This window comes from Thioalkalivibrio sp., from assembly GCF_041685615.1.
In the GTDB taxonomy this organism is placed as follows: domain Bacteria; phylum Pseudomonadota; class Gammaproteobacteria; order Ectothiorhodospirales; family Ectothiorhodospiraceae; genus Thioalkalivibrio.
Window position 1 is genome coordinate 1 of sequence record NZ_JAWLFK010000025.1, and the last position, 25667, is coordinate 25667.

Annotated in this window: 28 protein-coding genes; 5 read left to right on the forward strand and 23 right to left on the reverse strand. The window is 68.5% G+C overall.

Translation table 11 applies throughout. The annotated features are described in order from the left end of the window. Positions 1-107: 107 nt before the first annotated feature. Genes panC through ACESLR_RS06755 form a run of 7 tightly spaced genes read right to left on the reverse strand, consistent with a single transcriptional unit; the run spans position 108 to position 5426 of the window. Positions 108-986, reverse strand: coding sequence for a pantoate--beta-alanine ligase (panC, locus tag ACESLR_RS06725; RefSeq protein ID WP_373024756.1), 879 nt, complete (start codon positions 984-986; stop codon positions 108-110). A 30-nt stretch (positions 987-1016) separates the two neighbouring features. Then, positions 1017-1811, reverse strand: a complete 795-nt coding sequence (gene panB / locus ACESLR_RS06730; protein ID WP_373024755.1) for a 3-methyl-2-oxobutanoate hydroxymethyltransferase — start codon at positions 1809-1811, stop codon at positions 1017-1019. Between the two features lie 35 nt (positions 1812-1846). Next, positions 1847-2497, reverse strand: coding sequence for a deoxynucleoside kinase (locus ACESLR_RS06735; protein ID WP_373024754.1), 651 nt, complete (start codon positions 2495-2497; stop codon positions 1847-1849). Next, entirely contained in the window at positions 2494-3036 is a 543-nt protein-coding gene (gene folK, locus ACESLR_RS06740) for a 2-amino-4-hydroxy-6-hydroxymethyldihydropteridine diphosphokinase (protein WP_373024752.1), read from the reverse strand. Before folK ends, ACESLR_RS06735 begins: the two co-directional genes overlap by 4 nt. Continuing rightward, the gene (gene pcnB, locus ACESLR_RS06745; RefSeq protein ID WP_373024750.1) at positions 3033-4466 is read right to left on the reverse strand and encodes a polynucleotide adenylyltransferase PcnB; all 1434 of its coding nucleotides are present in this window, start codon (positions 4464-4466) and stop codon (positions 3033-3035) included. Before pcnB ends, folK begins: the two co-directional genes overlap by 4 nt. Positions 4467-4518: 52 nt before the next feature. Then, entirely contained in the window at positions 4519-4989 is a 471-nt protein-coding gene (locus ACESLR_RS06750) for an NUDIX domain-containing protein (protein ID WP_373024749.1), read from the reverse strand. After that, positions 4986-5426, reverse strand: a complete 441-nt coding sequence (locus ACESLR_RS06755) for an RNA-binding S4 domain-containing protein (protein ID WP_373024748.1) — start codon at positions 5424-5426, stop codon at positions 4986-4988. Before ACESLR_RS06755 ends, ACESLR_RS06750 begins: the two co-directional genes overlap by 4 nt. A 115-nt stretch (positions 5427-5541) precedes the next feature. On the opposite strand from ACESLR_RS06755, the gene ACESLR_RS06760 reads away from it, so the two are divergent. Continuing rightward, complete coding sequence (locus ACESLR_RS06760; protein WP_373024747.1) at positions 5542-6231, forward strand: glutathione S-transferase family protein; 690 nt, start codon at positions 5542-5544, stop codon at positions 6229-6231. Between the two features lie 225 nt (positions 6232-6456). Here ACESLR_RS06760 and ACESLR_RS06765 read toward each other — a convergent pair whose 3' ends face one another. Then, positions 6457-6648, reverse strand: a complete 192-nt coding sequence (locus ACESLR_RS06765) for a hypothetical protein (protein ID WP_373066888.1) — start codon at positions 6646-6648, stop codon at positions 6457-6459. A 514-nt stretch (positions 6649-7162) separates the two neighbouring features. Further along, a complete protein-coding gene (fur, locus tag ACESLR_RS06770) occupies positions 7163-7588 on the reverse strand; it encodes a ferric iron uptake transcriptional regulator (RefSeq protein WP_373024746.1) in 426 nt (141 codons plus the stop codon). A 98-nt stretch (positions 7589-7686) separates the two neighbouring features. Between fur and ACESLR_RS06775 the strand changes: the two genes are divergently transcribed. Next, positions 7687-8049 carry an outer membrane protein assembly factor BamE gene (locus ACESLR_RS06775; RefSeq protein ID WP_373024744.1) on the forward strand — a complete coding sequence of 121 codons (363 nt, stop codon included), beginning with the start codon at positions 7687-7689 and terminating at the stop codon, positions 8047-8049. A gap of 25 nt (positions 8050-8074) precedes the next feature. Here the strand turns inward: ACESLR_RS06775 and ACESLR_RS06780 are convergent, their stop codons facing one another. From ACESLR_RS06780 to ACESLR_RS06790, 3 genes are read right to left on the reverse strand one after another with little or no spacing between them, the layout of a single operon-like run. Further along, positions 8075-8455, reverse strand: a complete 381-nt coding sequence (locus tag ACESLR_RS06780; RefSeq protein WP_373024743.1) for an RnfH family protein — start codon at positions 8453-8455, stop codon at positions 8075-8077. A 4-nt stretch (positions 8456-8459) separates the two neighbouring features. Then, the gene (locus ACESLR_RS06785) at positions 8460-8900 is read right to left on the reverse strand and encodes a type II toxin-antitoxin system RatA family toxin (protein ID WP_373024742.1); all 441 of its coding nucleotides are present in this window, start codon (positions 8898-8900) and stop codon (positions 8460-8462) included. Continuing rightward, positions 8900-10258: a sodium-dependent transporter gene (locus tag ACESLR_RS06790; protein WP_373024741.1), complete on the reverse strand. Its 1359-nt coding sequence runs from the start codon at positions 10256-10258 to the stop codon at positions 8900-8902. Before ACESLR_RS06790 ends, ACESLR_RS06785 begins: the two co-directional genes overlap by 1 nt. Positions 10259-10455: 197 nt before the next feature. On the opposite strand from ACESLR_RS06790, the gene smpB reads away from it, so the two are divergent. Continuing rightward, positions 10456-10932: an SsrA-binding protein SmpB gene (gene smpB, locus ACESLR_RS06795; protein ID WP_373024761.1), complete on the forward strand. Its 477-nt coding sequence runs from the start codon at positions 10456-10458 to the stop codon at positions 10930-10932. Positions 10933-11152: 220 nt separating this feature from the next. On the opposite strand, the gene dnaQ is transcribed toward smpB, so the two are convergent. The 3 genes from dnaQ to ACESLR_RS06810 are packed head-to-tail and all read right to left on the reverse strand — an operon-like array spanning position 11153 to position 13090. After that, a complete protein-coding gene (dnaQ, locus tag ACESLR_RS06800; RefSeq protein WP_373024740.1) occupies positions 11153-11863 on the reverse strand; it encodes a DNA polymerase III subunit epsilon in 711 nt (236 codons plus the stop codon). Between the two features lie 11 nt (positions 11864-11874). Continuing rightward, positions 11875-12336 carry a ribonuclease HI gene (rnhA, locus tag ACESLR_RS06805; RefSeq protein ID WP_024326046.1) on the reverse strand — a complete coding sequence of 154 codons (462 nt, stop codon included), beginning with the start codon at positions 12334-12336 and terminating at the stop codon, positions 11875-11877. Continuing rightward, positions 12329-13090, reverse strand: a complete 762-nt coding sequence (locus tag ACESLR_RS06810) for a hypothetical protein (protein ID WP_373024739.1) — start codon at positions 13088-13090, stop codon at positions 12329-12331. Before ACESLR_RS06810 ends, rnhA begins: the two co-directional genes overlap by 8 nt. On the opposite strand from ACESLR_RS06810, the gene ACESLR_RS06815 reads away from it, so the two are divergent. After that, positions 13089-14669, forward strand: a complete 1581-nt coding sequence (locus tag ACESLR_RS06815; RefSeq protein ID WP_373024738.1) for a LysM peptidoglycan-binding domain-containing protein — start codon at positions 13089-13091, stop codon at positions 14667-14669. The genes ACESLR_RS06810 and ACESLR_RS06815 overlap by 2 nt on opposite strands. A gap of 97 nt (positions 14670-14766) precedes the next feature. Here ACESLR_RS06815 and ACESLR_RS06820 read toward each other — a convergent pair whose 3' ends face one another. From ACESLR_RS06820 to ACESLR_RS06855, 8 genes are all read right to left on the reverse strand, one after another. Then, entirely contained in the window at positions 14767-16191 is a 1425-nt protein-coding gene (locus ACESLR_RS06820) for an MBL fold metallo-hydrolase (protein ID WP_373024737.1), read from the reverse strand. Positions 16192-16292: 101 nt separating this feature from the next. Then, positions 16293-17633, reverse strand: coding sequence for a ribosome rescue GTPase HflX (hflX, locus tag ACESLR_RS06825; protein WP_373024736.1), 1341 nt, complete (start codon positions 17631-17633; stop codon positions 16293-16295). Positions 17634-17648: 15 nt separating this feature from the next. Further along, positions 17649-17909: an RNA chaperone Hfq gene (hfq, locus tag ACESLR_RS06830; protein ID WP_373024735.1), complete on the reverse strand. Its 261-nt coding sequence runs from the start codon at positions 17907-17909 to the stop codon at positions 17649-17651. 128 nt (positions 17910-18037) lie between these two features. Further along, positions 18038-18997: a tRNA (adenosine(37)-N6)-dimethylallyltransferase MiaA gene (gene miaA / locus ACESLR_RS06835; protein ID WP_373024733.1), complete on the reverse strand. Its 960-nt coding sequence runs from the start codon at positions 18995-18997 to the stop codon at positions 18038-18040. Next, a complete protein-coding gene (gene mutL / locus ACESLR_RS06840; RefSeq protein WP_373024731.1) occupies positions 18997-20877 on the reverse strand; it encodes a DNA mismatch repair endonuclease MutL in 1881 nt (626 codons plus the stop codon). The genes miaA and mutL overlap by 1 nt, the downstream gene beginning before the upstream one ends. Before the next feature lie 122 nt (positions 20878-20999). Further along, positions 21000-22304: an N-acetylmuramoyl-L-alanine amidase gene (locus ACESLR_RS06845; RefSeq protein ID WP_373024760.1), complete on the reverse strand. Its 1305-nt coding sequence runs from the start codon at positions 22302-22304 to the stop codon at positions 21000-21002. Positions 22305-22517: 213 nt separating this feature from the next. After that, entirely contained in the window at positions 22518-22991 is a 474-nt protein-coding gene (tsaE, locus tag ACESLR_RS06850; protein ID WP_373024730.1) for a tRNA (adenosine(37)-N6)-threonylcarbamoyltransferase complex ATPase subunit type 1 TsaE, read from the reverse strand. Then, a complete protein-coding gene (locus tag ACESLR_RS06855; protein ID WP_373024759.1) occupies positions 22988-24469 on the reverse strand; it encodes an NAD(P)H-hydrate dehydratase in 1482 nt (493 codons plus the stop codon). Before ACESLR_RS06855 ends, tsaE begins: the two co-directional genes overlap by 4 nt. 56 nt (positions 24470-24525) lie before the next feature. Between ACESLR_RS06855 and queG the strand changes: the two genes are divergently transcribed. Continuing rightward, on the forward strand, positions 24526-25656 hold the full coding sequence (gene queG, locus ACESLR_RS06860; protein ID WP_373024729.1) for a tRNA epoxyqueuosine(34) reductase QueG: 1131 nt from the start codon (positions 24526-24528) through the stop codon (positions 25654-25656). Positions 25657-25667: the final 11 nt, after the last annotated feature.

Here is a 25667-nt window from a genome sequence, read left to right on the forward strand (position 1 = left end):
AAGCGCGCCAGTTGGGCCTGGAACTGACAACCAAATCCGCTTGAGAAGAGCCCAATTAAAAACAATAAAACAATGACTTAAAAACTGTTTCATGGGAGCCAGCGGAGTCAGTCGGTGCGGGTGCGGACGTTGTCGATCAGGCGGACGTCGTCCAGCCAGGCGGCGCTCAGGACCACGAGGTCCTGCTCGGCCAGCGGCACGCCGGTTTGTGGCTCCATCAGGTCCTCCGCACGGCGAATGGACAGGTACTCGGGATCAAACCCCGCCTCGCGCAGCCGGTCGCAGGCACGGCCCTCCACCTCGGGGATGCGGTCGGCATCGAACATGGTCGCCGTGCGGCAGACCATGGCCACCTCGTCCAGCACCCGTTTGAGTTCCGGCGCCACCGCCCGTGCCTCTTCCGACAGTTGCTGGTTGCGGGAGCTGCAGGCCAATCCGTCCCGCTCGCGCACCGTGGGGACCGCCTCCACCCGGGTCGGGATGTCCAGCCCCTGCACCATGCGTTCGATCAGCTTGAACTGCTGGAAGTCCTTCTCGCCGAACAGGGCCAAGTCCGGGCGCACCAGGTTGAACAGCTTGGTCACCACGGTCGCCACGCCGTCGAAGTGCCCAGGGCGGTAGTCGCCTTCCAGGATCTCGGACAGCACCGGGACAACCACGCGCACAGGGGGCACACCGTCATCGGGATACATGTCCTCGTTGCTGGGACAGAACAGTGCATCCACAGCGGCGTCGGTCGCCAGACGGGCGTCCTCCTCCAGGGTGCGCGGATACCGTTCCAGATCCTCGGCACGGTCGAACTGCAACGGGTTCACGAAGATCGACACCACCACCCGCTGGGCGCGCGCCCGGGCATGCCGGATCAGGGTCATGTGGCCCTCGTGCAGGTTGCCCATGGTGGGCACCAAGGCCACGGTACCGCGCCCCTTGCGCGACCACTCTCGATGCATGGCCACCAGTTGCGGCCGATCACGCAGGATTCTCATGGGTCGGGTTCCGTCCTTCGGAAAGTGCGGTTAACTGAAGGTGTGCACGCCGGATTCGGGGAAGGCCCGCGTCCGCACGGCTTCGCAGTAGGCCCGTACCGCGCCCTCCAGGGAGCCTCCCTCGGCGAGGAAGTCGCGCGCAAAACGCGGCGGCTCGGGCGTCAGGCCAAGCACATCCGACAGTACCAGCACCTGGCCGTCACAATGCGGGCTGGCGCCAATCCCGATCACTGGCACCCCGGCGCTGCGCACGATCGCATCCGCGAGACTTTCGGGGATGCCTTCCAGCAGAAGGGCCTGTGCCCCCGCGTTCTCCAGGCGCGCGGCCAGGGATTCCATCTCCGCCGCGGCCTTCGGGTCGCGCCCCTGCACCCGGTGACCGCCGAAGCGGTGGACCGCCTGCGGGGTCAGCCCCAGGTGGGCGCAGACCGGGATCCCGGCGGCAACCAGACGTTCGACCACGGGGACCTCGAACGCGCCGCACTCGACCTTGACCATGTGGGCCCCGGCACGCAGCAGCGCCCCGGACTGTGCCAGTGCGGTGGGCGCATCGACATCGCCCAGGAACGGGATGTCGGCCATGATCAAGGCGTTCTCGCTGCCGCGCGCCACGTTGGCGACATGGTAGACCATGTCGTCCAGTGTCACCGGCAGGGTCGTCGTGTGGCCCTGTACCACCATGCCGAGCGAATCGCCAACCAGGATCACGTCGACGCCGCAGCGATCCAGCAGTCCGGCGAAGGCCGCGTCATAGGCGGTGAGGCAGGCGATTGGCTCGCCCTCCTGCTTGCGCCGGGCCAGGGTGTTCACGGTAATCGGCCGCATGCTCATACCTCCCGGGCAGTCCGGATTGCAACGCTTTAGAGCGAGATCGGCAACGGGTTGAAGTAGTGCCGCCCGCCCTGGATCGGTTCCAGGAACTGCACCAGCTGGTCAAAGTCGGCCGGGTTGTTCACCCAGTCGATCTCGGTGGCGTTCACAATCACGAGCGCCGGTCCTTCGAAATGATAGAAGAATTCCGCGTAGGCGGCGTTCAATCGCTCCAGGTAACCGGCCTCGATGTGACGTTCGTACGGTCGCGCCCGGCGGCGAATGCGGTCCTGCAGCACCTCCACCGGTGCCTGCAGGTAGATCACCAGGTCCGGACGTGGCAGCCCACCGCGCAGATGCCGGAACATCTCGCGGTAGATCTCCAGCTCGTCCGGGTGCAGGTTCAATTCGGCGAACAGCGGGTCCTTGTCCATCAGATAGTCGGAGACATGGCGCTGCTCGAACAAACCCTTCTGTGCCACCGGCGTCAGCTGACGCACACGCTGCACCAGAAAATGCAGCTGGGTCGCCAGGGCATGTTTGTCCGGCTCCTGATAGAAGCGATCCAGAAAGGGGTTCTCGTCCGGCGCCTCGAAGATCCCCTCGGCCTGCAGGTGCTCGGCGAGGCGCTTCGCCAGACTGGACTTGCCGACCCCGATCGGGCCCTCTACCACGACGAAATCGAAATCGGCGAGACTCATCCGTGCCCCTCGGCTGCCGTCACGCTGGCCTCCGGTTCTGCGACCGGGATCAGGTTCGCGCCCTCAAAGCGCTGCGCCAGGAGTTCCAGCGGGCCCATCCCCGGGATTTGCAACCCCGGGGCCAGCTCCAGCAACGGCAGGATCACGAAGTCGCGATCGGCGATGCCGGCGTGTGGCACCTGCAGGCCGGGAAGATCCAGCGACTGGTCGCCGAACAGCAGCAGGTCCAGGTCCAGCCGGCGCGGTCCCCAGCGGGTGCCGTCCCGTTCACGCCCGCAGGCGCACTCGATGCCCTGCAGCTCCACCAGCAGTTCCAGCGGCTCCAGCCGGGTGTACAGACGAGCCACCGCGTTCACGTAGTCGGGTTGGTCCTGCGGCCCCATCGGCGGATTGCGGAACATCCGCGAGCGCCCGGTCAGGCGTGTCTTCGGCAGCCCCTTCGCCAGGCGGGCGAAGGATTCGCGCACCTGGGCCTCGGGATCGCCCAGATTGGCGCCGATCCCGATAAAGGCCTGTACGCCGCGATCGCCCGCGCTCATTCGCCACCTCCCGCATCCGGGCTCGGGCCCGACTCGACGGCCTGGCCGGCACCGTCCTTGCGCCCGCGGCGGCGACGCCGGCCACCGCGGCGTGATTTGCCCTTGGCACCGGTCTTTCCTTCCCCCTTGGCGCCCTTGCCCGGGGCACCCGCCATGGTCTTCTGTCCAGCCTCGTCCTGCTCCTGGAGCTCGGTCCACCAGCGGCACAGTTCGGGGTTGGCATCGCCGGCGCGGGCACGCAGGCAGAGAAAGTCGTAACCGGCGCGGAAGCGAGGATGGGTCAACAGGCGCAGCGCGCGGCCGCCACGATGACGCTCGAGACGCGCCTGCAATTCCCAGATCTCGCGCACGATCAGGCTGAAACGCTTGGGGATGGAGACCGTCTTCACCTGACGATCCAGCACCTCGGCCATGGCTTGCTGCCAGGCCGGAATATCCTGTTCGCCATCCGCGATGCGCTTGGCCGCGGCCAGTTGCACCGGAGCCCAGAGGATGGCCGCATAGAGGAACGCCGGGTTCACACCCAACCCCTCATTAATCCGTTTGTCCGTATTCAGCAGCGACTCGACCAGGAACTGGCGGCGCTGCGGGCCGACGTCCGGATCGGCAAAGCATGCCGCGGCCTCGGGGAACATCGGTTCGAACAGACCCAGGCGCTCCAGCTCGTCCAGGCAGGCGACCGCCGCGCCGCTGTGGAACAGCTTGATTACCTCGTCGAACAACCGCGCCGGGGCTACCGTCTGCATTAGCGAGGCGAGATCAAGGATGCCGGCTTCGACCTCCGGCGCGATGGTCAGACCCAGCTTGGCGGCGAAGCGGACCGCCCGCAGCATGCGCACCGGGTCTTCGCGCAGGCGGGTCTCGACATCGGCGCCGATCAGGCGCAGCTCGCCCGCGCGCAGGTCCTCGAACCCGCCGGTGTAATCCAGCACCGAGAAATCCTCGATATCGTAATACAGCGCGTTGATGGTGAAGTCGCGGCGCACCGCATCCTGCTCGATGGTGCCGTAGCGATTGTCGCGGAGGATCCGGCCTTCCTCGCTCAGCGCCACCTGGCCCTCGTCTTCGGACTCGTCGTCATGCGGCGCCCGGAAGGTCGCGACCTCGATCATCTCGCGCCCGAACAGCACATGCGCCAACCGAAAGCGGCGCCCGATCAGGCGGCAGTTGCGGAACAGGCCGCGCACCTGCTCGGGGGTGGCGTCGGTAGCGACATCAAAGTCCTTCGGCTCGCGCCCCAGCAGCAGGTCGCGCACGCCGCCACCCACCAGGCAGGCGCGGTAACCGGCCTCGCGCAGCCGATAGAGCACCTTCAGGGCGTTGTCGTCAATCGCCGCGCGCGAAATGCCGTGCTCCGCACGCTCGTAGACGCGCGGTTCCGGCAATTCGCTGTCGGGATGGTGCGGGGTTGCGGAGTCAGCCTTTGTCACGCGATACCGTATCGGTGGTCGGAAGCGCCGTATGGTAACAGCTTGGTTGGTTTCATCCCGTTTTTCGCACCGGGCGCGGCGCGGCGGTTTCGCCGGTCAGGCGCCAGCGTCGGTAATCGTCGAGGATGCGCCGATGATCGAAGGCCAGGACCGTTTTGGGGTCTTCCGGATCCAGCCAGGCGCAGGCGGCGGCATCGTCATCGGCCTTTGCCTTGCCCCGGCCACGGGCGATGTAAACCGCGCTGACAGTATGCCCGCGGGGGTCGCGGCACGGGTCGGAATACACGCCCAGCAAGGCCTCCAGTCCGACTTCCAGCCCGGTCTCTTCACGGGCCTCGCGCACCGCCGCTTCCTCGGTGGATTCGCCGACATCGACGAAGCCACCCGGCAAAGCCCAGCCATGGGGGGGATTTCGTCGCTCGATCACCAGCACGTGCCCGGGATGGGCTGGATGGCGGATCACCAGATCCACGGCCACTCGCGGGGTCACCGGGGCGCCACTGCTGCCTTCGGGGGATGTCACTCGGGTCCGCTCCTGTCATTGCCATCCTGGCGCACGAAGCGCCGAATCTTGCGCCGCTCCCGCTTGTCCGGCCGGCGGCTGGGCGCACTGTCGGCAACCGCGCGCTCGGCCCGGCGGCGCTCGCTTTCCGCGGCGCGCCGGGCCTGGCTCTCCGGGGTTTCCTCGTACAGGGCCTGCGCCTCGCGGGCCGGCCGGCGCTGCTCGTTCAGCCCGACAACGTCCAGTTCCCATACCTGCGGGCCGCGATGAATGGTCAGCCGATCCCCGGGGTGGACCCGCCGGGCCGGCTTGCACCGCTCGCCGTTCACGTGGACCTTGCCTCCGCCCACCGCCTCGCTGGCCAGGCCACGCGTCTTGTAGAAACGCGCGGCCCAAAGCCATTTGTCGATCCGCAAACCGGCGCTGGGTGCCTCGTGGTGGCCGCTACCCTTGCCCAAGGCTTTCCCGTGCCTTCGCGAGGGGGGATAATGCGCAATCTTCCCAATCGAGGAACTGGCGTCCCGGGGTCACCCGGACCGGGCCCTGCCGTGCCAGCGGACGCCGAAGACCATCATGAATCTGCCGCATCTGCACCTGATCAGCTTTGCCATTTGTCCGTTCGTCCAGCGTAGCGTGATCACGCTGAAATACAAGCAGGCCCCGTTCGAGCTGAGCCTGATCGATCTGGCCGATCCGCCGGAGTGGTTCCGCGCGCGCTCGCCGCTGGGCAAGGTCCCGGTGCTGATCGTCGACCACGACACCGTGTTGTTCGAGTCGGCCGTGATCAACGAATATATCGATGCCATTACCCCGCCCGCGCTGATGCCGGCCGATCCGCTGGAACAGGCGCGCACCCGGGCGTGGATCGAGTACCTCTCGGAGCAGACCTTCGCCCAGTACCACTGGATGACGGCCGCCACCGAGGATGCCTTCGAGCGGGCGCGGCACAACGCCGCACGCGGACTGGAGCGCCTGGAACAGCAGATGACGCAGGACGACCGCCTGGCCGCGCCCGGCTTCTCGCTGATCGACGCGACCCTGGCGCCAATCCTGATGCGCTATGCGCTGCTCGAGGATCCGGACACCCCCTGGGAGGCCGACGCCTTTCCGCGCCTGGCGGCGCGCTGGAAACAGCTGCGCGAGATGCCGGCCGTGCAGGGCTCCGTCCCGACCGACTTTGCGGCGCAACTGGCCGACTACCTGCGCCAGCAGGACGGCTTTGCGCCGGCGCGTTTCGCGGCGCAGCTCGACGCGTCCGCCTGACCGAGGCTTCACCCGACCGCCTGCCCCGGTGGTCGGACTCGGTTCATCCTTCGGTGTTTACGGGGGCTTCGTCTGGCCGCCTGCCAGGCGCTCTCTAGCGCGCCGCGAGGTCCTTTCTTGCTTGCCCAAGAAAGTATCCAAAGAAGGGCCCCGGATTCCGCCCGGGAACCTTGCTCCAGGGCCCTCGGACCGGCGGCGCTGAACTCGCTGCGCCTGCGGCTCCACTCAGACATCCAGCGCCTCCTCCCGGCCCGAGCACCCTTCCGCAAGGGGCTCCATACGGGAGGGGAAGGTCAAGACGGACGGTATCCGGACACCGGCGCCCGCCCCTGTCCCGTAGGGTGCGGTTGAGCGCAGCGAAATGCACCGGTCCCCGCGCCGTGCGGAACCCGTGATGCGATTCGCTGCACTCATCACATCCTACGCCCCCCCCGGCACTCGCTTCGCGGGCGCGGCACGCAATGGCTGCAGGCCGAGCGTGCCCAGGATGTTCGAAGACCTAGCCGTCATCCATGAGCACAATTGTCAGGCCAGTCATTGTTTGGACCTGCCTCCGCGTTGTCGTCGCGCCGAGTGGAGAGGCGTTTCGCGGGACTCAAGGCGCTGGATGTCTGAGTGGAGCCGCAGGCGCAGCGAGTTCAGCGCCGCCCGCGAAAGGCCGCGGAGCGAGGGAAACCCCGGCCCGCGCGCCGGGCCGGGGTCGCGACAGTCGGGCGTGTTTCTTGGGTACTTCTTTGCACGAGCAAAGAAGTACCTCGCGGTGCGCTCGCGAGAGAGCGCGTGGCAGGCGGCCCGACGAAGGCTGGTAAACACCAGAGGACGAACCAGGGCCCGCCACAACTGAACGAGATAGCGCCCGAGAGCGAGCCCGGATCACACGCCGTGTGCGTCGCGTCGGTGCAGCTGGGAAGAGGCTACGGGAAGCGCGAGGTCAGACGGGGCGGTGGGGGCAGGCGCTGTCGGCGCAGTCGCCGTACAGGACCAGCGCGTGGTCCTTGATGGCAAAGCCGTGATGCTGGGCGACCTCGCGCTGGCGCCGCTCGATGGTTTCGTCGAAGAACTCCTCGACCCGCCCGCACTGGTTGCAAACGATATGGTCATGGTGTCCGCCCCGCTCCAGTTCGAACACCGCCTGGTTGCCCTCCAGATGCAGGCGACAGACCAGCCCGGCCGCCTCGAACTGGGTCAGCACGCGATACACCGTAGCCAGTCCGATCTCCTCGCCCGAATCGAGCAGCTCGCGGTAGATCGCCTCGGCCGTCAGGTGTCGGGTATCCGATGTCTCGAGGATCTCGAGGATCTTCATCCGCGGCAGCGTGACCTTGAGTCCGGCCTTCTTCAGATTGCTGGTTTCCATGACCCGTTTTCCCGTTCCCGTCCGCTTGAGAGTGGCGGGACACTTTGGTGTACCATGCGCGTTTACGGCCCACCAGACGCCGAGGACCGCCCGCTCCGATGATCAAGATTCTCATTTCTATCGCCGTGGCCGCAAGCCTTCTGAGCGCCTGCGGCGGCCTCAACCAGTTCCGTCTGGATGTACAACAGGGCAACGTGATCGATCCCGCCCAGGTGGCGCAGATCGAGCCCGGCATGAGCCCGGAGCAGGTACGCTTCCTGATGGGATCACCCCAGCTGGAGCCCGCGTTCCGCGCCGAAGAGCGCTGGGACTATGTCTACTACCGCCGTCCGGGCTTCGGCGCGACCGAGCGCCAGCGGGTCACCGTGCACTTTGCCGACGGCGTGGTCAGCCACGTGGACGCCGATATCCCGCAGCCGGTCGCACTGGACGAGCATCCGGTGGACATGGACAACGACTGAGCCCAGAACAGGGCCCCGCGGTGCTCTAGTCCTTCGTGTCATCCGCGACCGGCGCGTCCTTCGACGCCGCGCCGGTGGTGTCCGCATCGCCCTTTCCGGGCTTCTTCTTGCGACCCTTCCCAGCGCGCTGGCGCCGTACTTCCTTCGGGTCCGCAATCAGCGGACGGTAGATCTCGATGCGGTCGCGCGGGCGCAGCACGGTGTCGCGGCGGGTAATCTTGCCGAAGATGCCCACCTTGGCGTTGTCCAGGTCGATCTCCGGGAACTGCAACTCGATCTCCGACTGGCGCAGCGCGGTCTCCACCGTCGTACCCTCGGGCACCACCAGAGGCAGGATCACCTGGCGCTCGGGCCGCGCGTAGGCGACCTCCACCCGGATCATGCCGTCCCCGGCGGACGGCGCCACGTGACTATCCGGCACCGTGAACCTCGCGCGCGCGCTGAACGAAGGCATCCACCAGCGAATTGGCAATCTGGTTGAACACCGGGCCGATGGCGAAGGCCATGATGCGGTTGGCGAACTCGAACTCCAGTTCCAGGGCAATGCGGGTCTTGCCGCCCTCAACCTGGGAGAAGGTCCAGGTCCCGTGCAGCCGCCGGAAAGGCCCGGAGACCAGACGCATGTCGATGCTCTCCGGGCGCTTCAGGGTATTGAGGGTGGTAAACGACTTGTGCAGCGCGCCCTTGGCCAGTTCGATGGTGCCCTCCACCTCGTGCTCGCCGCGCGGGCGCGCCGACGCGCTGCGACAGCCCGGCAGGAACTGCGGGTAGGCGTCGACGTCGTTCACCAGGTTGAACATCTGTTCCCGCGTGTAGGGAACATCCGCGTAGCGGCGAATCTTCGAGGCCATCAGATCAACTCCACCGCACGCAGGAAGACGAACAAGATCGCGACCGGCGCGACGAAACGCACCAGGAAGTACCAGATCTGGTACACAAGCGGATGCTTCATCCGCAGCTCGGACTGCACCGAGCGCTCGGTCATGCGCCAGCCAACGAAGATCGCGATCAGGAAGCCCCCCAGCGGCAGCAGGATGTTGGCCGTCACATAGTCCAGCAGATCCAGGACGCCCATGTCGAACAGGGTGTAGTCGGACCAGACGTTCAGCGACAACAGCGCGCCGATCCCGAGGAACCAGGCCCCGAGGGCAATCACCACGGTCGCCATCACCCGGGTCAGCCCCATGTTCTCGACCAGGAAGGCGACCGCCGGCTCGATGATGGAGATCGCCGAGGTCCAGGCCGCGAACACCAGCAGGACGAAGAACATGGTGCCGAAGTACAGCCCGCCCGGCATATCGGCGAATGCCAGCGGCAGGGTCACGAAGATCAGCCCCGGACCCTGCTCGGCCGACAGTCCAGCCCCCAGGACGATCGGGAAGATCGCCAGCCCGGCCATGATTGCCACCAGCGTATCCGCGCCGACCACCGCCGCAGAGGTCCGCGCGATGGAGGCCTCGCTCTGCAGGTAGCTGCCATAGATCATGATCGCGCCCATGCCGAGGCTGAGCGTGAAGAAGGCCTGCCCCATCGCCAGCAACACCGCGTTGGCGGACAGCGCGGAGAAATCCGGATACAGCAGGAATTCCAGCCCGGCGGCGAACTGCCCCTCCACCATCGCATAGCCGACCATCACCACCAGCATCACGAACAGCAGCGGCATCAGGATCGTCACCGCCCTCTCGAGGCCGGACTGCACCCCGCGCGCGACCACCATCGCGGTCATCACCATGAAGATCGTGTGCCAGGCCAGCAGGGCCTCAGGGTCCGCCAGCATGTTGCCGAACATCGACTCGGAGCCATCCGCATCCAGCCCGAGAAAACCACCGGCCCCGGACTTGAAGACATACGACAGCGACCATCCCGCGACCACGCTGTAGAACGACAGGATCAGGAACCCGGCGAGCACCCCGATCCAGCCGATCATGCCCCATGTACGGGTCAAACCCTCCTCGCGCGCCAAGGCGGACATCGTATTGATCGGGCTCTGGCGCCCGCGCCGCCCCAGCAGGATCTCCGCCATCATCACCGGCAGGCCGATCAGCAGGATGCAACCCAGGTAGACCAGTACAAAGGCCCCACCCCCGTTCTCGCCGGCAATGTAGGGGAAGCGCCAGATATTCCCGAGGCCGACAGCCGAGCCAGTGGCCGCCAGAATAAAGGCCAGGCGGGTCGTCCATTGCCCGTGGATCGAGGTCGAGGCAGGCATCAGTGGCTCCTTGTTGAGCGGAGACGGAAAACCCGTGCGCCGCCGTCGCACCCGCTGTCACCCGGGCGGGGGCGCACGAACGAATCGCCGAGTCCGCCGGAATTGTGGGGCAGCGGGTCGCCAGGCTCAACTTTCACCCCGGTCGCACAGCGACTCGAACTGATTCGCCGGACCGCGTGCAGTACACTGCGGGGGTTATGGGAAAGAAGAAACAAGGCGGAGACAACTCCAGCACCATCGCGCTCAACCGCAAGGCGCGCCACGATTTCTTTATCGAGGACCGCCTGGAGGCGGGGCTGGAACTGGAGGGCTGGGAGGTCAAGTCGATGCGGGCCGGCCGCGCACAGCTGAGCGAGGCCTACGTGCTGCTGCGCAACGGCGAGGCCTTTCTGTTCGGTGCCCACATCACCCCGCTGCCGACCGCCTCGACCCATATCAACCCGGACCCGAGCCGCACACGCAAGCTGCTGCTCCATCGCTCCGAAATCAACCGGCTGGTCGGTGCGGTGGAACGCAAGGGCTACACCCTCGTGCCGCTGGCCCTCTACTGGAAGCGCGGCCGCGCAAAGCTCGAGATCGGGCTGGCCAAGGGCAAGAAGGAATTCGACAAGCGCGCAGCCAAGAAGGACAAGGATTGGGAGCGCGAGCGGGCGCGGATCCTGAAGCACGGCTAACACCGCCACGCCCCGCCCACCATCCCCATTCCGGCTCGCGCCGGACCCGCCTGCTTCATCTCTCGTCGTTTACGGTGGCCTCGACCAGCCACCTTGTTATGGCTGGCCATGGTTCGGCACCTGATGTTTACGTGCCTTCGTCGAGCCGCCTGCCAACTTGGCTGGCGATTGGACGAACGCGCCTAGAACGCAGGAGAGGACCCTGCGTCGGGCGCCAGGATCAGGTGTTGGCGCGCCAGCGACAGGTGCCGCCGGCCGCCTCGTCCAGCGTCTGTAGCAGCGCCTCGTGCGCCGCCTGCTCCTCCGGCGTCGGCTCGATCACCGCCAGCGGCTTGCCCGAGCGACGCGCCTTGACCGGGCCGGCCGCGGCATCGCCATCACCCCCGGCATCCAGGGTCAGCGCCACCTGCCCGCCGGTCATCGCCAGGTAGACATCCGCCAGCAGTTCGGCATCGAGCAGCGCCCCGTGCAGGGTGCGGCCGGAGCCGTCCACCTCGTAGCGCTTGCACAGCGCATCCAGCGAGTTGCGCGCCCCGGGGTGCATGCGCCGTGCCATCACCAGCGAATCCAGCACAGTGCAGACCTCGGCTACCTCCGATACCGGTGCCGCGTCGCCGAGCAGGCGCAGCTCGTGGTTGATGAAGCCGACATCGAACGGCGCGTTGTGGATAATCAGTTCCGCACCCCGGATAAAGTCGACGAACACGCCGGCCACGTCGGCAAACCGCGGCTTGTCCGCCAGGAACTCGTTGGTAATCCCGTGCACCTCGATCGCGCCGGCGTCGATCTCGCGATCCGGCTGCAGGTATTCGTGCAGCTTGCGCCCGGTGGGGCGGCGGTTGTCCAGCTCCAGGCAGCCAATCTCGATGATGCGGTGGCCGTCGCCGGGCTCCAGGCCGGTGGTCTCGGTATCCAGCACGATCTGGCGCATCGGGTTGCCTCTCAGTTCTCGATCGGTTCGCCGGCCAGCAGGGCGTCGATGCCCGCATTGGCCAGTTCGTCGGCGCGTTCATTCTCCGGGTGGCCACTGTGGCCGCGCACCCAGTACCACTCGATGTCATGACGCTGGGCCTGCGCGTCCAGCTCTTCCCACAGGTCGCGGTTCTTCACCGGCGATCCGCTGGCGGACTTCCAGTTGCGCCGCTTCCAGCCGGGCATCCATTCGGTTACGCCCTGCTTCACGTACTTGGAGTCGGTGACCAGTTCCACCTTGCAGGAACGCTTCAGGGTCTCCAGGGCGCGGATGGCGGCGGTCAGTTCCATGCGGTTGTTGGTGGTCTCGGCCTCGGCCCCGTAGAGCTCGCGCTCGCGGCCGCCGAAGCGCAGGATCGCCCCCCAGCCGCCGGGCCCGGGGTTCCCGCGACAGGCCCCGTCGGTATAGATGTACACGCGTTCGTCAGCCATGCGTTCGGCGGGCTCCGGAATGATCGGTGCGCGAGGATACCAGCCCCGGCCGCATCGCGGGGTTGGGCATGGCAAAGCGGAACCGCTGCGCCGGACGCAGCGGCATGTCCACCCGCTTGTGGGCCACGGTCAGGATCATGCTGGCCAGCGGGGGCAGGCCGCGCAGGGTCCAGGCATCCATGGCCGCCAGGCGCTTTTGCCAGGCGGCGGGCAGCCCCGGCGGGAGCAGACTGAGGCTCCACTGGTCGAGGACCTCGAGATCCGCGGCCACCAGCAATTCGCGGTACTGGCGCCGGCGCAGCCCCTCGGGCAACGGGGAGGCGCGCACCCCGTTGCGCCCGCCGCGCTGCAGGCGGTTGCCTTCCAGCAGGAACACGCGCCCCTCGGGTTCCAGCACGCGGGCCGCCTCGGCGACCACGGCGTCCGGGTGGGCACTCTGGGCACAGGGATGGGCCAGCACGATACGCCGGGCACAGGCGGATTCCAGCGGCCACGCCTCCGGGTCCATGCGCAGTACCGGCCGCGGGGAAGCGATGCGGACCAGCGGGGCCTGCAGGGCGTCCCTGTCCTCCAGGATCGGCACTGGCGCCAGTTCGACCGCCAGGTCCCCGGGGCCCGGATCGCCATAGCGCCGAATGCGTTCCAGAAAGCGCTCGCGGACCCGGCGCCCCTGCGGCTGTGCGTACCAGTGCGCCAACCAGGCCAGGAACGGGTCTTGGTGATCCACCATCTCTGGTTTATCCTCCAGCGCCATGAGACCACGCCTCCGCTCGCGGCTGACAACCGCCCTGACCCTTGGCCTGACGGCGATGTTCGCCTCTGCCTGTAGCCTACACGACTCGGGACGCACGCTGGATACCTCGGCGGCGGACCAGCCCATCGTGGAACCGCGCACCACCGAGGATGTGCAGGCGGCCATGGACCGTCAGAGCCGTGACGCCGCGCAGCGTGCCGCCGAGACGGACGACCTGTGGGAACGCGCGCGCCTGGGCTTCGGCTTCAACGACGCGCTGGACCACGAGCGCGTGGAACGCTACATCCGGCACTATCGGGACCACCCGCGAGTCATCGAACACAGCACCCGACGCGCGGAACCCTTTGCCTACTTCATCCTGTCCGAGATCGAGGCGCGCGACATGCCCGCCGAACTCCTGCTGTTGCCGATCATCGAGAGCGGCTTTGTCGCCCAGGCAACATCGCACAGCCGCGCTGCCGGGATCTGGCAGTTCATGCCGGCCACCGGCGACTACTTCGATCTGTCGCGCGACCACTGGTACGACGGCCGCCGTGATGTGTACAAGTCCACGCTGGCCGCGCTGGACTACATCCAGGCACTGCATCGCCGGTTCGATGACTGGTACCTGGCGCTGGCCGCCTACAACTACGGTCAGGGCAACATCCAGCGCGCGATCGACCGCAACGCCGCGCGCGGCGAGCCCACGGACTACTGGAGCCTGGACCTGCCGGCCGAGCCCACCGCGTACATCCCGCGGCTGCTGGCCCTGCGCCACCTGTTCCTGGATCCCGATGCCCATGACATCGCCATCGCACCGATCGCCAACGAGCCGGCGCTGGAGATGATCGAGCCCGGCCGCCAGGCGGACTTCTCGCTGGTGGCGGAGCTCGCCGATCTCGACACCGAGACCCTCAAGAAGCTGAACCCCGGCTATCACCGTCACGCCACCCATCCCGGCGGCGCGCAGCACCTGTTCGTCCCCCGAGAGGCCCTGCCGACCCTCGAAACCGCGTTGGAGACGCGCGACGACGAGCCGCTGATCCGCTTCCGCGAATATACCGTGCGCGCCGGTGACAACCTGGGGCGGATCGCCGAACAAGCTGGCACTCGGGTGGCGGTCCTGCGCGACATGAACAGCCTCGACGACGACGTGATCCGGGCCGGCCAGACGTTGCGCCTTCCGGCCTCCGCCTCGGACAAGGATGATCCCGTCCAGGTGGCCAGCGACAACGGCGGGCCCACCGAGGACTACGAGGTACAGGCGGGTGACAGCCTGTGGCACATCAGCCAGCGCACCGGCATGTCCATCGGCGCGCTGCGCGCCGCCAACGATCTCGAGCCGGATGCCGTCCTGCGGCCCGGTGACTCCCTGAAGGTAGTGCATGCCGACCCCGACCGCGGTCCCGACGGCCAGCGCATCGAGTACGAAGTCCGGCCCGGCGACTCCCTCTCGACCATCGCGCGGCGCCACCAGGTCAGCATCGGCGACCTGCGCCGCTGGAACGGACTGAACAGCGACGGCATCCGGGCCGGCGAGACCCTGACCGTCTACCTGGCAAGTGCCGACCGGGAGACGCTCGCCCAGGGCGACGCCTGAATTGCGACATGCCCCCACGAAAAAGGCCCCGGGTGAACCCCGGGGCCTTTTTCGTGGGGAAGCGGGGCGGCGCTTGAGCATCCGCCCATTGCCGGGATCAGGCAGCGCGCCGGTCGCCCTCGCCCGTGGCGGTCACCCGGTCCCAGGCCTGCATGCCACCTGCCACGTTATAGACCTCGTGGTAGCCCAGCCGCTGCAGGATGGAGCCCGCGACGGTTGAACGGTAGCCACTGCCGCAGACGACGGCGACCGGTTCGGCCTTGTCGATACCAGGGATACCCGTACGCGTGTCGGCCACCGGCCGGTTGACTGCTCCCTCGGCATGTCCGGCCTTGAACTCGGCCACGGCGCGCACGTCCACCAGGCGCAACCGCCTGTCGGCGACCGCAGTCTGCGCCGCCGGGGCATCCAGCTGGGCCAGGGTCGCCAGTGGCTGGCCGACGCCGGCCCAGGCCGCCATGCCACCGCGGACATAGCCCTCGATATAGTCGCGACCGGTGCGCACGAGCTGGCGCACGGCCTGCTCGATCACCGCGGGATCACCGGCCCGGTCGACCAGCACGATCGGGGTGTCGTCCGGTGTCACCCAGCCGGCCCAATTGGCGAAGCCGCCATCGATGCCGATGCCCAGCGCCCCGGGGATATGCCCCCCGCCAAACGCCAGCGGGTCGCGCAGGTCGATCACCGTCACCTCGCCCGCAGCGGCCCGCCGCGACACGTCGGCCGGGTCCAGGGGAGTCATGCCGGGCAACGGGATGACCGCCTTCGGCCCCTCGGAGTTGATCCGCTTGTTGCGCGGATAGAAATCCGGGATCGGCGGCAGCCCGTGCAGCAACCGGTGCACGAAGGCGTCCTCGTCCAGCGACGGGTCCAAATACGGGTTGGTCCGGCGCTCGTAGCCGAGCGTTGAGACCGGCCGGCCGGCCATGCCAGCCCCACAGGCGGAACCGGCACCGTGCCCGGGATGCACCTCGACCCCGTCCGGCAGGTCCGCCAGCTTCTCGCGCACGCTGTGGAACATCTGCCGCGCCAGGGTCTTCTTGGCCTCCTCGCCGAGCAGATCGGGCCGGCCCAGCGAGCCCACGAACAGGAAATCGCCAGTGATGATTGCGATCGGATCCTCGCCGGACCGGGCCCCGTCATACACCACAAACATCAGGTGCTCCGGGGTATGCCCCGGTACATGGCGGGTCTCGAGGCGCACGTTGCCGAGCTCGATGCGGTCGCCCTCGAACAGGTCGTCATGCGGGAACTCCACCTGGAAATGCTCGCCCGCATCGTGCCCGGACAACAGCAGACGGGCGCCGGTCTTGTCCGCCAGTTCGCGGGCACCGGAGGCGAAGTCGGCGTGGATGTGGGTGTCCATCACGCGGATGATGCGATAGCCGTTGCGTTCGGCGTAATCTAGGTACACATCAACGTCGCGTTGCGGGTCAATCACGGCGATCTCGCCGCTGCCCTGGCAGCCGACCACGAAGGAGTGCTGGGACAGGCCGGGATCGACAAAGCGTTCAAGGATCATGCGGACCTCCTCGCGTTGGCTTTTGCATGAATGTCTGACTAATTTGGTCGGGTATTCATGCAAAAGTTCCTGATGGCGCAGGGCGTCGGGAGGTCGCGTCGTCAGTGGTGGGCGGCGGTCGGTCCGGGTACTTCCGGCTGCAGGCGCACCGCTTCGGGATCCAGCCCGGCCTCGCGGAAGAGATGCTCGAAGCGCCGCTGCGGCAGATGCAGCCGGAGCTGGATCGCGCCGTCCGGCGTGGTCTGCTCGGCCTCCACGGCCTTCTCCTCGTAGAGCCGGGCCCGCAGCCGGCCGGCCGCGGCCGGGATCTCGAACCAGCCCTGGGTCATGGACTCGGTGAAGGTCTCGGCCAGGCGCTGCTCCAGGCGCGCCACGCCCTCGCCGGTACGGGCCGACAGCCAGAAGGCGTCGTCCGCCAGCCCGAAGCGCTCGTCCGGGTCCTCCGCCGGGTTCTCCAGCTGGTCGATCTTGTTGTACACCCGCCAGCAGGGGACGTCCTCGGCGCCGATTTCCTCGAGGACCTCCTCGACCTGGCGGATGCGCGCCTCGCGCTCCGGGTCGGCGGCGTCGATCACATGCAGCAGCAGCGCCGCCTCGCGGGTCTCGGTCAGGGTCGCCTTGAACGCGGCGACCAGCTCGTGCGGCAGGTCGCGCACGAAGCCCACGGTGTCGGCCAAGATCAGCGACTGGTGGGGGGCCAGGTCCAGACGGCGCAGGGTCGGGTCCAGAGTCGCGAACAACTGGTCCGCCTGGTAGACGTCGGAATGCGTGAGCCGGTTGAACAGGGTCGACTTGCCGGCGTTGGTGTAGCCCACCAGCGAAACCGTGGGGATCTCGTTGCGCAGGCGCGCCTGGCGGCCCTGTTCGCGGGTACGCTCGACCTTCTCCAGACGGCGTTCGATGTGCTTGATACGCCCGGCCAGCAGGCGGCGGTCGGTCTCCAGCTGGGTTTCCCCCGGACCGCGCAGGCCGATCCCGCCCTTCTGCCGCTCCAAGTGAGTCCAGCCACGGACCAGGCGCGTGGACATGTGACGCAACTGCGCCAGTTCCACCTGAAGCTTGCCCTCGTGGGAGCGGGCGCGCTGGGCAAAGATATCGAGGATCAACCCGGAACGATCCAGCACCCGGCACTTCAGGTGCGCCTCGAGGTTGCGCTCCTGGCTGGGCGACAGGGCGTGATTGAAGATCACCACGTCGGCACCCGACGCCTCCACCGCACCACGGATCTCGTCGGCCTTGCCGGCGCCGACGAACAGCTTGGGGTGAGGCCGGTCGCGCGAACCCCGCACCACGGCCATAATCTCGGCCCCGGCGGAACGCACCAGCTCGTCGAATTCCTGGACCTGGGCCTCGATATCGGGGTTGTCCCCGATATTCAGCGCAACCAGGACCGCCGTGTTACCTACGGCGGCGTCGCCGCCACTCTCCGGACGTTCAAACAAGCCAGCGACTCGGCATCAAGATTCTGATTCCGCAGAGGCGGAGGCCGCTACCTCGCCCTCGAGGTTCATGTTCACCTGGCGCGCCGGGACGATCGTGGAGATGGCGTGCTTGTAGACCATCTGCGAGACCGTACTGCGCAGCAGCACCACGAACTGGTCGAACGATTCGATCTGCCCCTGCAGCTTGATCCCGTTCACCAGGTAGATGGAGACCGGGATCCGGTCCCGGCGCAGCGCATTCAGGAAGGGTTCCTGCAACATTTGCCCTTTGGCCATCGGTGCGTTCCTTGATCGTTATTATTGGTTCGCGACCCGCGCGAGCGGCACGCGGCCGGCCCTCCGGTCGGTTAACCTGAAGCGTAGCATACCGGTCCGGCTTCGCCTGCCAACGGCCGCGCTGAGCGTTATCCGGCCGTGGCCGTGGCCGAGCTCGCCGCGCGGATCGCCTCCAGGGCCTGCGACAGATTCGCGTGGTCGGCGTTCAGCCGGGCATGCAGGGGGAAGCGCCGCAATCCCGTAAGCTGGCGCTTGGCCAGCTGGCGGGTCGCGGCGATCGCCCGCTCGCGGAAAGTCGCAAAGTCATGCTCGCCGGCCAGCCACTGCCAACCCTGGCGATACCCCACTGCCCGCTGCGAGGGATGCTCCGCGGTCAGACCGGGGCGCCGTGTCAGAGTCATCAGCTCGTCGACGAAACCCGCCTCCAGCATCGCGTCGAAGCGATCGGCGATGCGGATGCGCAGGCTTTCGCGGTCCTCCGGCCACAGGGCCAGCGACACCCAGCCGGGCGGAACTGTCGCGGTCGCCCCGCTCTGGAAGGCCGACAGCGGCCGGCCACTGGCCGCATGGACCTCCAGGGCGCGCAGGATGCGCTGCGGGTCGTTCGGGTGAATGCGCGCGGCGGCGGCCGGGTCCACGGTCGCCAGCTCGGCGTGCAGGGCCGCGGCGCCCTCGCGCTCCAGCCGGGCGCGCACCGCCGCGCGCACCGCATCCGGGACCGGCGGGATCGGATCGAAGCCGTCCAGCAACGCGCGCAGGTAGAGCAACGTGCCGCCCGCCAGCAGGGCGACCCGGCCGCGGGCATGAATGGCATCGATCGCGGCGCGGGCATCGCGGGCGAAGTCGGAGGCATTGTAGGTGTCCTCCGGGTCGCGGATATCCAGCAGGTGATGCGGGGCGCGGGCACGCTCGGCGGCATCCGGCTTTGCGGTGCCGATATCCATGCCGCGATAGACCAGCGCGGAATCCACGCTGACGATCTCCGCGTCCAGGGCCTCGGCCAGCGCCAGCGACAGCGCGGTCTTGCCGCTCGCGGTAGGACCGGCCAGCAGCACGACCGGCGGCCGGTCCCCATCCAGTCCGGCCATCAGCGTCCCCGAAGGAACAGCCGGTCCAGCGCCGAGTGGTCCAGCTCCACCCAGGTCGGGCGCCCGTGGTTGCACTGGCCGGAGCGTTCGGTGGCCTCCATGTCACGCAGCAACTGGTTCATCTCGGGCAGGGTCAGGCGCCGCCCCGAACGCACGGAGCCGTGGCAGGCAATCGTGCCCAGTACGGCATTCATTGCCCCCTCGGCCCGGTGGCTGTAGCCATCAGCCGACAGGTCCGCCAGGACATCGCGGACGAGCTGCGCAGTGTCCTGGCCGCGCAGCAGCGCGGGCGCCGCGCGCAGGGTCAGGGTCTCGGGGCCCGCGCGGTCGAGCTCGAAGCCGAGTTCGCCAAGCAACTCCGCGCGTTCCTCGGCCAGTTCGGCCTCGGCCGGGGTGACGTCCAGGGCCTCCGGCACCAGCAGGGGCTGCGAGGTCACCCGCGCCCCCTCCCACTCGCGCTTGAGGCGCTCATAGGTGATGCGCTCGTGGGCGGCGTGCATGTCCACCACGATCAGGCCGCGGGCGTTCTCGGCCAGGATAAAGGTCTCGGCCACCTGCCCCAGGGCAAACCCGAGCGGCGGCATGCTGTCCGCATCCGGGTCCGCGGTGGCGACGCCGGGCGCGGCGGCGACTGGATGGGCATAGGCAGCGGGCCGGTCCTCCGCAACCGCAGACGCACCGCGGAACGCGGCCCAGGCCGCGCCGAAGCCGGGGTCGCGCCCAACCGGCTCCGGTCGCGGTTCGCGCGGCGGGGTGTACCCACCGCCCGCACCGGGCGCGCCCAGTCCGGACAGCGGCCGCTCCGCCTGGGCCGGCATGGGCCCGGGGCGCCCGACGGCACTCGGTGCGCCCGTATCGGGCACCGCCGCGGCATGCCCGGAATCCCCCGGACGCAACGCGGCGAGCGCCTTGTGCAGGCTGTGGAAGATGAAGTCGTGGACCATGCGTGACTCGCGAAAGCGCACCTCCTGCTTGGTCGGGTGCGCGTTCACGTCCACCTGGGTCGGGTCCAGCTGCAGATCCAGCACGAACATTGGATGCCGCCCGTGATAGAGCACGTCCTGATAGGCCTTGCGCACGGCCGCGGCCAGCACACGGTCGCGGATCGCGCGGCCGTTGACGAAGAAGAACTGCTGGTCGGGCTGTGCCCGCGACTGGGTCGGCGAGCCCAGCCAGCCGGACAGCTCCAGACCGGCGCGCTGTTCCTCCACCGGCGTTGCATGCTCCAGGAATGCGTCGCCCAGCAGAGCGCATACGCGTTCGGCGGGATCGGCAGCCGCCGGCAGATCAAGGGTCACGCGGTCGTTGTGGCGCAGGCTGAACGCTACCTCGGGGCAGGCCGCCGCCTGGGTCCGGATCACGTTCTCGCAGTGATTGTATTCGGTGCGTTCGGTGCGCACGAACTTGCGCCGCGCGGGGACGTTGAAGAACAGGTCGCGCACCTCGACCGTTGTGCCCACCGGGTGCGATGCCGGGGCGGCCTCGCGGAAGACATCGGAGCCGTCCCCGGTCAGACGCCAGCCGTTGCGCTCGCCCTCGACCATGGAGGTCAGCGACAGGCGCGAGACGGAGGCGACGGACGGCAGGGCCTCGCCGCGAAAGCCGAGCGTGTGCAGGGCCTCGAGATCCTCCATGGACGCGATCTTGCTGGTGGCATGGCGGGACAGTGCCAGCGGCATCTCGTCGCGATAGATCCCGCTGCCGTTGTCGCTGATCTGGATCAACCGGACCCCGCCCTGTTCCAGGCGCACGTCCACGCGGGTGGCACCAGCATCCAGGGCATTCTCCAGCAGTTCCTTGACCACCGAGGCCGGACGCTCAATCACCTCGCCGGCGGCGATCTGGTTGATCAGTTGTTCGGAGAGCTTTGCGATCGCCACGGGCGACACCTGGGGAGAGACTGGAATCGGGTGCCTAGCCTAACCGGGGCAGCGCCGGAGTGCCTAGCGGCGGATTGAACGGCGCATGCAAGACGTGACGGGCTGCGCGGGAGGTACCGACCTCAGGAATCGCGCGGGATACGCAGGACCTGACCCGCGAAGATCCGGTCCTCGCGGACGTTGTTGGCCGAGCGCAGGTCCGCCAGGGACAGGCTGTAGTGGTCCGCGATCCCGGAGAGGGTCTCGCCCGGGCGGATGATGTGCTGGTCAGGCTGGCCGTCGGCGATCAGGGTTCCCGGCCGGGCGTGGGTGGAGAAGTACGACCGCAGGCCGGTCAGCAGGGCGTCCGCCAGTGAATTCTGGAAGCTGGAGCTGCGCAGCTTGCGTTCCTCGGACGGGTTGGAGATGAACGCGGCCTCGACCAGGATCGACGGTACATCCGGCGAGCGCAGCACCGCGAAGTTGGCGCGTTCCACCTGTGGCTTGCGCACCTTGCCCACGCGGTGCAGCTCCCCAATCAACCGCTCCGCCAGGGTGTTGCTGGCCTCCAGGCTGCCGCTCTGCGCCAGGTCCAGCAGCACGTTGGCCAGGGAGTCGTCCTTGCCGTTGATCGGCACCCCGCCCAGACTCAGATCCGCCTGGTTTTCCCGCTGGGCAAGAAAACGCGCCGCCTCGCTGGAGGCCCCGCGCTCGGACAGCATGTAGACCGACGATCCCTGCACGTTGCGATTGGCAATGGCGTCGGCATGGATGGACACGAAGACGTCCGCGTCTGCCTTGCGCGCGCGCTCGATGCGCTCGCGCAGCGGCAGGAAGTGGTCGCCGCTGCGAATCATCACGGCCTTCATGCCGCGCTCGTCGTTCACGCGCTCGGCGAGGCGCTCGGAGATCTGCAGCACAACATCCTTCTCGCGGGTACCGGCCGGGCCAATCGCGCCCGGGTCATGCCCGCCGTGGCCGGCATCGATGGCGACCACGACATCGCGCAGATTCTCCTGCGAGCGGCCACGCCGGGGTTCGTTGTTTTCCGCCGAACGCGAGGCCGCGGGCGCCTCGCCCGTCGCCAGGTCCAGTACCAGGCGGTGCGGGGCACCCTGCGCCGGCATCAGGACAAAACTACTCGGCTCGACCGGCTTGCGCAGATCGAAGACGACGCGCAGATCGGAGCCGTTGCGCGCGGCATGGCGCACGGCCTTGATCGCCGAACGCGGGTTGTCGCTGATGTCCAGATCCTCTACCGCTCGCGCATTCTCGAGGTCCACCACCAGGCGCTCGGGGGACTGCAGACGGAACATGGAGTACTCGGCCTCGCCGTCCATGTCGAAGACCAGCCGCGTGGTATCACCGTCCACCGACATGCGTACCCGCTGCACAGCGGTGCCAGCCACGGCGGGCAACGGCATTCCGACCAGCCCCAGGGCAGTCATTGCGCGCAGCAGCTGGCGGCGGCGCAGATCCGGCGATGTTGGTTGGCCCACGGCGATTCCCTTTGTAATCAGGGGTTCTGCCTACATTGTGGACGCTTTTTCTGGAAAAGCAATAGCGGTTTTCGTTCCTTATGAGCGAGATATCGCGCATTTTGCGCGTGTCGGACCAACTCTCCCCCGGGGCGGGCGATCCGTCGGCAACCCGTCGAGCGGTCACGCCCGTTCAGTCAGGGCCCGCCGGTAGGCCGCGGCGAGCGGGCCTTCCAGCCGGAGTTCGCGGCCCTTCGCGGTGTCCGGGCGGTGTGCCAGGCGCACAACCAGGTCCGGATCGGGCAGCCAGCCGGCACCGCGTTCCGGCCATTCGACCAGCCACAGGGTGTCGCCCCCGAAGGCCTCGCGCACCCCCAGGTATTCGAGCTCCTCGGGATCGCCCAGGCGGTACAGGTCAAAATGCAGGACCTCGCGGCCCGCCAGCGCATAGGGCTCCACCAGGGTGTAGGTCGGACTGCGCACCGCCCCCTCGTGCCCAAGCCGGTGCAGCAGGCCGCGCACCCAGGTGGTCTTGCCCGCGCCGAGATCGCCTTCGAGGAACACAATACGCGGGGCATCGAGCGCGGCCAGTGCCGCCCCGGCCGCCTCAGTGGCCTCCAGATTCGGAAGCACCAGCGGGCTCGATCCCTCGGTCATGTCGCACCTCCGGCGGCCGGCAGGGCATCGGCCAGGTCCCCGGCCAGCATCCCGCGCGCCCCGCCCAGGCGGTCACGCGCAACCCAGGCCGCAGCGCAGTGCCAGGCGGCGCCGACCTCGGCGGCCGTGCGCGCATCGGCGCCCTGCCCCCGCAGCGCCGCGACAATCCCGGTCAACACATCGCCGCTGCCTGCCGTGGCCATGCCCGGATGGCCGCCCGTGACGCAGGTCAGCAAGCCCGTCCCCGCATCGGCGACCAGCGTACCGGCCCCCTTGAGCAGTACGACTCCCCCGAGGCGGCTGGCCAGCGCCCGCACCTGCCCGGGCCGGTCGGCCTCGATGGACGCCGCGTCCGTCCCCTGCAGCCGGGCGGCCTCGCCCGGGTGCGGCGTCAGGATCCAGTCCTCGCCCCGGCGCGGGGCCTCGGCCAGCAGGTTCAGGGCATCGGCATCCACCACCCGCGGCAACTCGGCGTCGGCCACGGCCAGCCACAATCCGCGCCCCCAGGCGTCCTGCCCCAGCCCCGGTCCCACCGCGACCACGTCGACCCGGCGCATCAATGTCTGGAGTTCGCCGGCATCCCGGATGCCCTGAACCATCAGCTCGGGGCGTTCCAGGTTGGCCCAGGCGGCGTGCTCGGGGTGGGTCGCCAGGGTCACGCGCCCGGCCCCGGCGCGCAGGGCCGCGGTGGCCGCCAGCCGCGCCGCACCGGAGTAGCCCGGCGCGCCGCCCACGACCAGTACATGCCCGCAATCGCCCTTGTGCATCCCCGGGCGCCGCGCCGGCAGGTGTCCCCGCCAGTCCGCCGGCCCGAGCCGGCGCGCCACCGGTGCGATGCCCCCGGCTACCGCGATGGGCAAGTCCAGCGAAGCCACCTCGACCTCGCCGGCAAAGTCCACGGCGGCCCCCGTATGCAGCCCCAGCTTGTCCGCGATCATGGTCAGGGTACGATCGGCCCGCACCGCCTGCCCCAGCACCCGGCCGGTGTCGATATCCACGCCCGAGGGGACGTCGGCCGCCAGCACCGGAACATCACTCGCATTCAACTGTTCGATCAGCGCGCCATAGGCATCGGTCAGCGGACGTTCCAGGCCGATGCCGAACAGACAGTCCACCCACAGGTCCGCGGCTGCCGGATCAAAGTCCTCCAGCGCGCGGACCTCGCCGCCACCGTCCCGCCAGCGCGCGTGAGCACGGCGGCCATCGGACTCGGGGCGCGCCCGCGAGGCCCCGCCATGGACCCGCACCTCCAGCCCCGCCTCGGCCGCCAGCCGGGCCAGCACGTAGCCATCCCCGCCGTTGTTGCCGGGCCCGCACAGGATCCCGATGCACCGGGCTCGAGGCCACGCGCGGCGTACCACCGTCAGCAGGGCCTGGCCGGCCCGCTCCATCAGTTCGCCCGGTGCCATTCCGGGCAGGTCCAGACCGGCGGCATCCAGGGCACGCATGCCCGCATTGTCGAACAGTGCGCTGGTCAATCCTTGTGGGTCGGGTTCATGATTCACGCTATTACCTCCTTCGCGGAAGCCAAATCGTGCCTCAGCGCCTCGATCCACGCCAATGCACCGAGCTCGCCGAACGTATCCGTGACTGGGGGCACGAGCTCGGGTTCCAGGCGGTGCGCATCGCCCCCGCCGAGGTGCCCGAGTCAGACCGCCGGCACCTGGACAACTGGCTCGCGCGGGGCTCGCACGGCGAGATGGACTGGATGGCCGAACGCGCCGCCCTGCGCCATGCCCCGGACGCACTGGTGCCCGGGGTGCAGCGCATCGTCAGCGTGCGCATGGATTACTTTCCGCCGGCCACGCGGCGTCCGGCCATCCAGTTGAGCGCGGGCGACCGTGCCTATGTCTCGCGCTACGCCCTGGGCCGCGACTACCACAAGCTGCTGCGCAAGCGCCTCACCACCCTCGCCCGCCGGATCGAGACCGAGGTCGGCCCCTTTGGCTACCGCGCCTTCACCGACAGCGCCCCCATCCTGGAGAAGGCCCTGGCCGCGCGCGCTGGGCTGGGCTGGATTGGCAAGAACACCAACCTGCTGACGCGCGAGAGCGGCTCCTGGTTCTTTCTCGGGGAACTGTTCACCGACCTCCCGCTGCCGGTCGACGAGCCGGTGGGCGAACACTGCGGCCAGTGCACCGCCTGCCTGGAGGTCTGCCCCACGCAGGCGTTCCGCGGCCCCTATGACCTCGACGCACGGCGTTGCATCTCCTACCTGACCATCGAACTGAAGGGCAGCATCCCCGAGGACCTGCGCCCGCTGATCGGCAACCGCATCTACGGCTGCGATGACTGCCAGCTGGTGTGCCCGTGGAACCGCTTTGCCGAGATCTCGGCCGAACCCGATTTCGTCGCTCGTCACGGCTTGGATGCGGCCGGCCTGGCCGAGCTGTTCGCCTGGGACGAGGCGACCTTCCTGGCCCGCACCGAGGGCATGGCGATCCGCCGCATCGGGCACATCCAGTGGCTGCGCAACATCGCCGTGGCGCTGGGCAACGGCCCGGCCACGCCGCAGGCGGAGGCCGCCCTGGCCGCCCGCGCCGACCACCCCGACGAACGGGTACGCGAACACGTCGCCTGGGCCCGCGCACGGTTGCGCAACCAGGGCGATGAGGCCCCCTCGCCCCCGGAGACCCTCTCCCGGCTGACTCGGGCGCCGGGATAGGACGACCGGCG